This window comes from Gemmatimonas sp. (genome assembly GCF_041689975.1).
GTDB lineage: Bacteria > Gemmatimonadota > Gemmatimonadetes > Gemmatimonadales > Gemmatimonadaceae > Gemmatimonas.
In genome coordinates, this window is the sequence record NZ_JBDNFF010000006.1 from 1 (window position 1) to 10315 (window position 10315).

Here is a 10315-nt window from a genome sequence, read left to right on the forward strand (position 1 = left end):
GCGAGAATGCGCAGTCGGTTGATGTAGCCGTGTCGCGTGGTGGCGCGGGTGAGCAGGAGAAAGCGGCGAATCTCGTCGCGGTGTGTGTGCGAGGAGTGCAGGCGCGATGCCGTCAAGCGTCGAGCGATTCGCATGGTGCCCCACGGTACGATGCGCGCGGCCGCGATCGCGGCGTAGAGTTTGATCCTGGGTGTGATGCGCGAAAAGGAATTCAGGATCACGAGGGCACGGACTCGCTCCGGATGAGCGAGTCCGAAACTCATGGCCAGTGCACCTCCGAACGATTCGCCGACCACAATGGCCGGTGTACCGTCGGGCACGGCAGCGTCCAGATGGCGCGTGATCTCGGCTACGAGCATGTCCATGCTGAGCGCGTCGTCGCGCAGCCGGAAGGTGATCACCCGGAAGCGATGCGCGAGCAGTCGGGACTGTCGGTAGAACAGCAGACCGGTGCCGTCGAGACCGGGGATATATATCAGCGGTGGCCCTTCACCCTGAACGTGACAATGTTCAGGGTGGTGCGACGCGGGAACAACGTTTCCGTGGTCGCTGACCGCCGCTTTCCCGGTGTTCACATGAGGACTGCTCGATGACTGCGACATCGCGTCGTACGGCTCGGTTCCTGTGGGCCTCGGTGTCGGTGGTGGTCGTGGAAACGATCATCACCGGGCTCGCGCATGCGCCTGCTGTGTCGTTTATACATTGGCAGTCCACGTGGCCAATGTCCACGTGGATTCGCCTGACGCTGGCTTCGCTCGGCTTTGCGCCGGTGTATCTGTTGTGCGGCTGCTCGTTGATGCTCTACTCCGCGCTGGTCACGAAGGCTCTGGGATGGCGCACACCGGCGAACGTCAACGAGCCGCTGCGGGAATTCAGCTGGCCCGTGCTGAACCGGGGACGCTACCTCATGCCTATCCACGTGGTCCGAATCTTCGCCGGCCCCGCGTTCCGTGCGACCACGATCTGGAACTGGTATATGCGTCTCAACGGTGCGCGCATCGGACGCGGCGTCTGGGTGAATAGTCTCGCCCTGATGGACCACAACCTGCTCGACTTCGCCGGAACACGCTCATCGGCATAGGAAGTGAGATCGGTATCGGCGTCGAATTGGGTGACGGCGTGCAAGTGGGCGCGCTGTCCGTCGTACCCAAGTTCATGCAGCTCGAGACCGCCGGTGTCTACGTCGGCGTGCCGGCGATGCGGATGCGCTGATTTCAGCAGTCGGCAATTCAACGGGTGACAACAACAGCAAAAACAACAGCAACAATAACTGCTGGAACACGGATGACACCGAATTACGGAAAAGCACGGGATAAGATAAGAAGCGCTGCGTTCTTGGTCTTATCCCGTGTGGTTTCCGTTCATCAGTGTCATCCGTGTTCCGGCTGTTGCTGTTTGCCGTTGCCGTCGAAAGCGTGAGGCTATCGGGACTTGAAGGTGTAAGTAAAATTCCCGACAGCGCTCGATTCCCGCCCCTTCACTACCGGACCCATGGCCGCTTCCAGTCTGCTTGCCCTCATCGACGATATCTCGACGCTGCTCGACGACGTTGCGGTGCTTACCAAGGTGGCGGCCAGCAAGACGGCCGGCGTCATGGGCGATGACCTGGCGCTGAATGCAGAGCAGGTGTCGGGGGTGAATGTGCAACGTGAGCTGCCCGTGGTGTGGGCCGTGGCCAAGGGCTCGTTCATCAACAAGCTCATCCTGGTACCGGCGGCTCTGCTGATCAGCGCGTTCTTGCCCGTCGCCATCCTGCCGCTCATGATTCTCGGCGGTGTGTTCCTGTGTTTCGAAGGCGTCGAGAAGCTCGCGCACAAGTTTTTGCACCGGGACGACAAGCCCAAGGCCGACGAGCTGCTCAAGGCGGTGGCCGACCCGAGCGTCGATGTCGTGGCCTTCGAGAAGGACAAAGTGAAGGGTGCCGTGCGCACTGACTTCGTACTGTCGGCCGAGATCATCGTGATCACTCTCGGTACGATGGCCACCGCGCCGCTCGTGCAGCAGGTGGTTGCACTCAGTGCCATCGCGATCGGCGCCACGGTGCTCGTGTACGGACTCGTGGCCGGCATCGTGAAGCTCGACGACCTCGGACTCGCGCTGCACCGAAAGAAAGACGCGGCTGCCCGCAAACTCGGCGCGTTCATCCTGCGCGCGGCGCCGCTGCTCATGAAGAGCCTCTCCGTGATCGGCACAGCCGCCATGTTCACCGTTGGTGGCAGCATCATCGCGCATGGCGTGCCGTTCATCGAGCATTTCGTGGAAGGGGTCGGCCACTCGCTCACCGAACGCAGCGCCGTGCTCGCCTTCATTGCGACCACGCTGATCGACGCCTTGGTCGGTATCGTTTCGGGAGCCATCGCAGTCTTGCTGTTCACACTCGGGAAGAAGGTCGTGCGCAAGCCGGCCGCCGCTATGATGTTCGTATCGGCGCCGCTCTTCACGTCACTCGCGACGACCGTTGCGGCGCAGCAAGGGCCCCTGGGTGGATGGCCGCAGCACTCGCGCGCGCGCCCCGCACCGAAAGTCGTGAGCCCCGGAGCAGGCTCATTCACACTGCCGCCGTCCGATGCCATCGTGCTGTTCAACGGCACGTCGCTCGCTCGCTGGACGCAGAGCGATGGTACCCCGGCCAAGTGGCGTGTGGTCGACGGCGCGTTCGAAGTGGCGCCGAGCACCGGTGGAATCATGTCGCGCGACTCCGTGGGTGACGTGCAGTTGCATATCGAATGGATGTCGCCGATACCCGCGCGTGGCAGCGATCAGGATCGCGGAAACAGCGGTGTGTTCTTCGGTGGCGGACGCTACGAAGTGCAGGTGCTCGACTCGTATCGCAATCCCACCTACGCCGACGGACAAGCGGCGTCGCTGTATGGGCAGTATCCGCCGCTGGTGAACGCCAGTCGCGCGCCCGGTGAGTGGCAGAGCTACGACATTACGTATCGTCGTCCGCGCTTCTCCACCACGAAAAAAGTGATCACGCCGGCCGTGCTAACGGTGCTGCACAACGGCGTCCTCGTGCAGGATCATCGCCAGCTGGTCGGCCCCACCGCCAACGGTTCGCGGCCGCCGTACGAAGCGCACGAAGACCGTCTGCCGATCTCCCTGCAGGATCACGAACATCCGGTGCGTTTTCGCAACGTGTGGTATCGGCATCTCGAGCCTTTGTCTGGTGAGCCGGTGCAGTACCGCTCGCCGGAAGGTGAGGTGTACCGCGCCATGCCTCGCACGTCCGACGTCGCGACGGCGCACGAACAGCTCGAAGGTGATCGCACGCACGTGCCACGCTACATCACGCTCGGGGTGGCGCAGTCGAACGTGCGACAGTTCCGCGAAGCGATCGCGACATTCACCCGCGGACTGGCGGCGATTCCCGACAACGGCACGGCGCAGTCCAGACGCGATCGCGCCATGCTGCTACGCTGGCGCGGGCACCGGTATCTGTCGGTGCGCGAGTTCGCCAAGGCCGATGTCGATCTCACCGCCGGCTACGCGCTCGACAGCACCAGCTACGGCATTCTCTTTCATCTCGGTGTACTGCGCTATCTGCAAGGCAACTTCGCGCAGGCGGCTACACTGTTCGCGAAAGCGCAGCCGCGTGCACCAGATGGCGGTGAACTGACCGGCAGCACCGATTGGTTGTGGCTCTCGCTGTCACGCGCCGGCCGCACCGCCGAAGCTACGGCCATGCTGGCCCGGAAGCCCGACTCACTGGCCGCGCCGCCGGGCTACGCGTACGCGTCACGACTCAAGTTGTATCGTGGTATTGTCACGCCCGATCAACTCTTCACGCCGGCCGATACGGCCGACGTGCAGATCGCGACGCTCAGCTACGGGCTCGGCACGTGGTACCTCGTGAAGGGCGATACCGTGCGCGCGCGCGGCTCCTTCGAGCGGGCCATGCAGGGCGGTGGATGGCCGGGCTTCGCCTTCATGGCCTCGGAAGTGGAACTCCGCCGTCTTCGGAATCGTCTCAGGAAGAAGTAGACCCGCGTGCGGGCTTCGGGGTCGTGGGGGGCAGGGGATCATCGCGATCCACTGCCCCCCAGTCGCGTTTCGGTGCGCCGCGCTTCGGTCCATCATGCGGCTTTTCCTTGGTGACCGGCTTCGCCGGAAGTCGCTTGCGTCCTTGCCCACCCTTACCGCCTTTCATCGCTTACTGCATCGCGATGATGCGGTCTTTGAGCTTCTTCGACACGAGAGCGTCTGTCGGCTTGCCGTCGAGTCTGTGCGCGGCCAACAGTGTGGCCATAACGAGGGTGTGACACAGCGTGCGGAGCAGGCGCATGAGAGATTTCGGCCGGAAGGTGAGCGTGCGTACCAGGCGAATTCTAGCGATCGCCAGTTTGACCGTAAAAGGCGTCGCCCCAGCAGCTCACCGATCCGTCGGTTTTGATGGCGCAGCCGTGACTGCTGCCCAGCCCCGCGCTGTGGTGTCTGGCCGCCTCGCCGCCGCGGAACGATCCGCCGATGTTTTTCACCGGCTGGTTCACGCCGAGCGCCTGCGTCTGCCCGTTGCCCAATCCACCAAAGTAGTTACTCCCCCAGCAATAGAGCTCGTTACCCGGCGTGTGTGCGCAGTTGGCCACGGCGCCGGCGGTAATGCCGTCGTAGCTGCGTCCGCCCGCTACGGGCCCCGGGACGCCACGATGGGAGACCGACGTGCCGTTGCCAAGCTGTCCGGCATTCTCGTTCAGTCCCCAGCACAGGGCGGTACCGCTGGTGGTCACACCGCACGTGTGCTCGAAACCCGCCGCGATCTGCGCCCATCGCAGGTCGCCACTGATTTCTCGCGGGCGTTGCTCCGCGAGTCCGAGTGAGTTGTACGGGACATCGCCCACGCCCATCTGTCCCCAACGATTCGATCCCCAGCAGTACCCGATGCCGCTCAGCGCCACGGCGCAGGTGGTCGTGCTCGAAGCGGAGATCGACGCGAAGCGCAGCGTGCCGCTGACCACGATCGGTGTCGCGCTCGACGTCACGGAGCCGTTGCCGAGCTGACCGAACTGATTCCCGCCCCAGCAGAGTGCGGTGCCGCCTGCCGTGAGGGCGCAGCTGTGCGAACCGCCTACCGTGATCTGCGCGAACGTCGAATCGGTCTTCACGCGCACCGGGGTCGCGCTCGACACGATCGCGCTGTCACCGAGCTGCGACCCGACACCGGGATATCCACCACCCCAGCAGTAGGCACGTCCCACCGTGGTCAGCGCGCAGGTAGACGTCACGCCGGCCGCGATGTCGACCAGCATCAACGATCCCGCGACCCGCAGTGGCGTCCGGCTGCAGCTGACTTGCTCGCAGCGGGACGGTGTACTGGCGACGCCGACTTGCAGATACTCGTTGCTCCCCCAGCACCAGCCTTCGCCGCCCGCTGTCACTGCGCAGCTGTGAAAGAAGCCAGCTGACACCCGCGCGTACTGTCGCGAGCCACTCACCGTGACCGGCGTCGGCACAGCGCGCCCGGCGTACGGGTTGTTCACCGCTGCCGCGTCGCACGCTGAGAGAGCCAGCGACAGCGTGAGTAGTAGATCGGCGGTGATCCAGCCCCTGGGGCGGCAACGAGGTGTCATGCGTCCAACGTAACAGAGGCCGGCCTCGCGCTGATATACATCGCGCGGCGTAGAAGGTACGTAGACGATTCTCGCTTACCGCGCGCGTCGTGGCAACGCCTTCCGCAGCGCTTCACGGATCGCCAATTCCGCCAGCGGTGCCATAATGCGATAGCCCGCCAGGTTGGGATGCACCCCGTCGTCGCCGTATTCGCGCTTGAGCCCCATGCGCTTGTCGGCCATTGGGGTGTGATAATCCAGATACACCGCGTTGTGCGTGCGCGCGTACTGCTCGAGCCACGCATTCAGCGCGACGATTTTCGGTGCGGGTGTCAGACCGGGTTTCCACGGATAGTCGAACACTGGCAGCACCGACGACAGCACCACGCGAATGCCGTTCGCCTGCGCGATCTCCGCCATCGACGCAATGTTGTCCTCGATCATTTCGAGAGACGATGGCCCGGTGTTGCCGGCGATGTCATTCGTGCCGCCAAGGATCACGACCACCGCCGGTGCCAAGGCCACGACGTCCTGACGAAAGCGCACCAGCATCTGCGGTGTGGTCTGCCCGCTGATCCCGCGCCCGATATACGGCTTGCCCGGAAACATTACCGCAAAGTGTGGAGCCCACCCCTCGGTGATCGAGTTGCCCATGAACACCACGCGCAGTTCACCGGGCTGAGCCACGCCTACGCGCGCGTTGTCGGCGCGGTAGCGCGCGAGGTTGGCCCAATCGGGATTCGGCGCCTGTGCCTGCATACGAGACACGCCCAAGGTTACTGCGGCCAGCACGGTTACCCACAAAAAACTCCAACGGGACACGGATCCCTCGGCGAATGGTTGTGAAAGGATCTTGATCGTCGCTGTTCGCTTATCTGTGCGGTTCCGCAGCATCCGTCGATTCCGTGTTCCGGCGGTTAGCGATCGTGCCGCACCCCGCGTTGGGCGGCTCTACTTCAACAGCAACAGCTGGAACACGGAACGGGCGGATCACACAGAACGGCACGGATAAGCAAAAGGCGTGATGACTATGGTGCATTTCTTGCCCGACTGCGCGGTGTTGGTAGAATGTCCCTGAACTGGAGCTACCCGTCCATGCTTTCGCAGAAATCGCGTTCATTCCAACGAATCACTGTAGCCGCAACGCTCGTGCTTGCGCTCGCGGCGGCCTGCAATGCCCCCGACCGCTCACCGTCCGACTCCACGAAGGCCGTTGCCTCGCTCAGTGACAGCTCGGCCGTGGCCTGTGCCGACAGCAGCGCCGGTCTCACGCTACCCGCCGGGTTCTGCGCCTCGGTGTTCGCCGAAGGCGTCGCCCATGGGCGCCATGTTGCGGTGGCCGCCAACGGCGATGTCTACATCGCGATCGAGGACACGAATCCCACGCCCAAGGCGATGCCGGCCGGCACCAGGCCAACGCCGGCCACCTCGTTCGTCGCCCTGCGTGACACCAATCGCGACGGTCGTGCCGATCTCATGCGGCGCATCGGCACACTCGGCAACACCGGTATCGCCCTCGCCAACGGCTTCGTGTACGTGGACGAAGGCACCGCGATCGCGCGCTACGCCCGTGCCGACACCGCGCTGGTGCCAACCGGTCCGCGCGAAGTCGTGGTCGATGGGTTCCCGCTCACGCCGGGCCACCGTGCGCGCAGCTTCGCCATCGATACCACCGGGTCGCTGTTCGTGAACGTCGGGTCCGCCACCAACAGCTGTCAGGCGAAAGACCGCTCGCTGGGTTCGCCGGGTCTGGAGCCATGCACCGAGTTGCTCACTCGCGCCGGCATCTGGCGTTTCGACGCCAATCGATTGGGGCAGCATTTCAACGCCGAAGCGCGCTACGCGACCGGCATCCGGAACGGCATGGGTCTCGCCCTCGCGCAAGACGGCACGTTGTACGGCACGCAGCATGGTCGCGATCAGCTGCATGACAGCTGGCCCGAGGTGTTTCCGGATGTGGCGTATCAGGCCGAGAATCCGGGTGAAGAGCTGATTCAGATCAATCAGGGCGACGACTTCGGCTGGCCGCACTGCTACTACTCGATCGTGGAGCGCCACCTGGTCAGCGCGCCCGAGTACGGCGGCGACGGCAAGACGACTTCGCAATGCGCGAGCAGGAAAGAGCCGCGCGCAGTATTCCCCGCGCACTGGGCGCCGATGTCGCTGTTCATCTATCCGACCACCGGCAACTTTCCTCAGATGTACCGCGGTGGCGCGTTCATCGCGTTTCATGGCTCGTGGAATCGCGCGCCCGCGCCGCAGGCCGGCTATCGCGTGCTGTTCCAGCCGCTCTCGGGCGGTGAGTCCGTCACCTTCGCCGACGGCTTCGCCGGACTCCCCGCCGATCAGGTGCAGCCGGATCGCGCCAAGCATCGGCCGGTCGGTATTGCCGCCATGCCCGATGGATCACTGATCATCACCGACGACGCCGGCGGCCGAGTGTATCGCGTGCGGTACAAGGGACCAGCCAAGCCTTAGCGATTGGTTCATTGTCCGGGCCGCGCGCGGGCGCTTTCTTTTTGGGTATGGTGACCGCGCCACTCCCGCATTTCGACTCTGAACATTTCAGCCCGCTCCGCGCCTTCCTGCGATGGTCGTCGCGGCGCGCACTGCGGTGGGTCTATCGGGAAACGACGGTGGTGCGACTGGGCGTGGTCCCCGACACGGGGCCGGTGCTGTTCATCGGCAACCACCCCAACGATCTCCCCGATGTGCTGCTGGGCCTTCAAGCCTGCGATCGGCATGTGCGCTACCTCGCCACGATCGCCGCCGGGGTCGGCGGCGCGGCCGGTATGGGCTACGTAGCGATGGGGGTTATCCCCGTCACCCGGGTCCGTGATGCCCGAAAGATGCGGGCCATGGGTGTCGACATGGCCGCTGTGAACGCCGAAGCAGGTCGTCGAGTGGCTGAGGCATTCGCCTGTGGCGACGTGGTGGGGGTGTTTCCGCAAGGTGGTGTACACGACTCGCCGCAAATCGGAAGATTGCGGACAGGTGTTGCTATGATGGCTTTAAAAACTCTTGATAATGGCTCAGTATTTGACGTGACAGTCATGCCATTCGGCGTTCAGTACGAAGCCGCGCGCACCTTGCGTACCGATGCCATGGTCGTAGTAGGAAGGGGGTGGTCGCTGCGCGGTTGGCGCGCCGAACGGCTAGCCGCCGGACTCGAGGCGAGCGTTTCGGCTCTCACCGACCAGCTCCGCACGAGTTTGCTGGGCGTTACGCGGAATGCCCCCGACTGGGAGTCGGCTCAGGAGCGGGACGAAATCGTGGCCGCCGTGTCCGCCGTTCAGCCGCCGGCCACCAGCGCGTCGCAGGCGCCGTTGCTGGAGCGAGCGGCCCGCTTGGTGCCTATCGCCGAGTCGCTGGTGGCGGACCACCGCTCCGATGGCGCCACCCCGCACGCGGCGCGCGTACATACGTTCGTGTCCGAACTATCGCAGTTGGTGCTAGAAGCTGGTGGCGTTCGCACATCCGCCCGCGACCACGCTCGCGTACTCACCGGGGCCGGTCTCGCCGCCGAAGCGCGCGTAAAGCCAATCTGGGCTTTGCTGCTGATGACGCCGGCCGCCCTGATCGGCTGGCTCACCCATGCGCCCATCTTCTGGCTCGTGTGGCGCTTGGCGCATCGGTTTGCCAAAGCGCGCTCCGACGTGATCGCGAGGGCGTGCGTGCCTGGGTTGCAGGTGGTAGCGGTGTGGTACCTGCTGCTGGCCGTCGCGGCCGTGTTCACGCTGGTCGCCACCGAACACGCCACGTGGCTCACGCTCGTGGCGCTCGTGCTGTTGCTCACGCAGCTGCCGACAACCGCTGATGTCGCCGTGGCCTGGCGTGATGGTTGGCGTGGGCATGCCTTGGTATGGCGGGTGCGTCGCTGGCCGGCCTCTCGGCGGGCTGAGATCGTGCGCGTGGCCGCGGCGCTTCGCGAAGAGTGGAAGTCCGGTTACTCTCACCAATGACCGTATTTGCACATCTTCTGCAGGCGCAGGCATGACTCTTATTTCGATCGGTAACGCGCGGGTGGATTTTGGCGCGACCGAGATCTTTCGTGATATCTCGCTGACCGTCGGTTCAAGCGACCGCTGGGCCGTGGTCGGACGCAACGGCACCGGCAAAACCACGCTCATTCGCCTGATTACCGGTGACCTGCAGCCTACCAGCGGATCCGTGGCGCGTATGCCCGGGCTGCGCGTGGCGCTCATGGACCAGCATCGCCAGTTCCCCGACGGCATGACGCTCTGGGAGATCGTGGCCGACGCCTTCGGCGATCTGCGCGTGCTCGAGCACTCGCTGGCCACGCAGGCGGCGAACCTCGAGCACGATCACGGCGAAGAGGCGATGGAGAAGTACGGCCGCGACCTCGAACGTTTTGAACGCGAGGGCGGCTATCAGATGGCGGCCAAGGTCGATGCCGTTCTCATGGGCGTCGGTTTCGATCCCGAAGCGGCGAAAGCTACCAGCATCGGCACGCTCAGCGGCGGTGAACGTGGACGCGTGGCATTGGCTCGTCAGCTGGCCACGCCCGCAGAAATTCTGCTGCTCGACGAACCGACGAACCATCTCGATCTCGAAACGACCGCGTGGCTCGAGCAGTATCTGCGCGACACCGATCGCACCGTGATCTGCATCAGCCACGATCGCGCCTTCCTCGCGGTGATGGCCAATCACGTGTTGCACTTCGAGGGCGGTACCGCGTTCGCCTACGACGGCGGTTACGAATCGTTCCTCGTGCAACGTGAAGAGCGACGGCTCACGCAGCAGCGTCA

Annotated in this window: 9 protein-coding genes and 1 pseudogene; 6 read left to right on the top strand and 4 right to left on the bottom strand. The window is 64.4% G+C overall.

The annotated features are described in order from the left end of the window. A partial coding sequence (locus ACESNG_RS00225) for an alpha/beta fold hydrolase (RefSeq protein WP_373067219.1) occupies positions 1–602 on the bottom strand: 602 nt, incomplete at its 3' end. On the opposite strand from ACESNG_RS00225, the gene ACESNG_RS00230 reads away from it, so the two are divergent. The 3 genes and pseudogenes from ACESNG_RS00230 to ACESNG_RS00240 all read left to right on the top strand — a co-directional run bounded on the left by ACESNG_RS00230 (position 590) and on the right by ACESNG_RS00240 (position 3984). Next, a complete protein-coding gene (locus tag ACESNG_RS00230) occupies positions 590–1081 on the top strand; it encodes a hypothetical protein (RefSeq protein WP_373067221.1) in 492 nt (163 codons plus the stop codon). The two genes, ACESNG_RS00225 and ACESNG_RS00230, sit on opposite strands and share 13 nt — an antisense overlap. A gap of 410 nt (positions 1082–1491) precedes the next feature. Then, positions 1492–2391, top strand: a pseudogene (locus tag ACESNG_RS00235) (DUF808 domain-containing protein); the annotation flags it as partial. A gap of 24 nt (positions 2392–2415) precedes the next feature. Then, the gene (locus tag ACESNG_RS00240) at positions 2416–3984 is read left to right on the top strand and encodes a family 16 glycoside hydrolase (RefSeq protein ID WP_373067229.1); all 1569 of its coding nucleotides are present in this window, start codon (positions 2416–2418) and stop codon (positions 3982–3984) included. A 169-nt stretch (positions 3985–4153) separates the two neighbouring features. Here the strand turns inward: ACESNG_RS00240 and ACESNG_RS00245 are convergent, their stop codons facing one another. The 3 genes from ACESNG_RS00245 to ACESNG_RS00255 all read right to left on the bottom strand — a co-directional run bounded on the left by ACESNG_RS00245 (position 4154) and on the right by ACESNG_RS00255 (position 6305). Continuing rightward, positions 4154–4285: a hypothetical protein gene (locus ACESNG_RS00245; RefSeq protein WP_373057980.1), complete on the bottom strand. Its 132-nt coding sequence runs from the start codon at positions 4283–4285 to the stop codon at positions 4154–4156. 43 nt (positions 4286–4328) lie between these two features. Further along, positions 4329–5567, bottom strand: a complete 1239-nt coding sequence (locus tag ACESNG_RS00250) for an RCC1 domain-containing protein (protein WP_373067224.1) — start codon at positions 5565–5567, stop codon at positions 4329–4331. Positions 5568–5642: 75 nt separating this feature from the next. Further along, on the bottom strand, positions 5643–6305 hold the full coding sequence (locus ACESNG_RS00255) for an SGNH/GDSL hydrolase family protein (RefSeq protein WP_373057992.1): 663 nt from the start codon (positions 6303–6305) through the stop codon (positions 5643–5645). Between the two features lie 390 nt (positions 6306–6695). Here ACESNG_RS00255 and ACESNG_RS00260 point away from each other — a divergent pair, with 390 nt between their 5' ends. From ACESNG_RS00260 to ACESNG_RS00270, 3 genes are all read left to right on the top strand, one after another. Beyond that, positions 6696–8024 carry a sorbosone dehydrogenase family protein gene (locus ACESNG_RS00260; protein WP_373067226.1) on the top strand — a complete coding sequence of 443 codons (1329 nt, stop codon included), beginning with the start codon at positions 6696–6698 and terminating at the stop codon, positions 8022–8024. Positions 8025–8071: 47 nt separating this feature from the next. Beyond that, positions 8072–9508, top strand: coding sequence for a 1-acyl-sn-glycerol-3-phosphate acyltransferase (locus ACESNG_RS00265; protein WP_373057986.1), 1437 nt, complete (start codon positions 8072–8074; stop codon positions 9506–9508). A gap of 31 nt (positions 9509–9539) precedes the next feature. After that, on the top strand, positions 9540–10315 hold a 776-nt coding region (locus ACESNG_RS00270; RefSeq protein WP_373057988.1), incomplete at its 3' end, for an ATP-binding cassette domain-containing protein.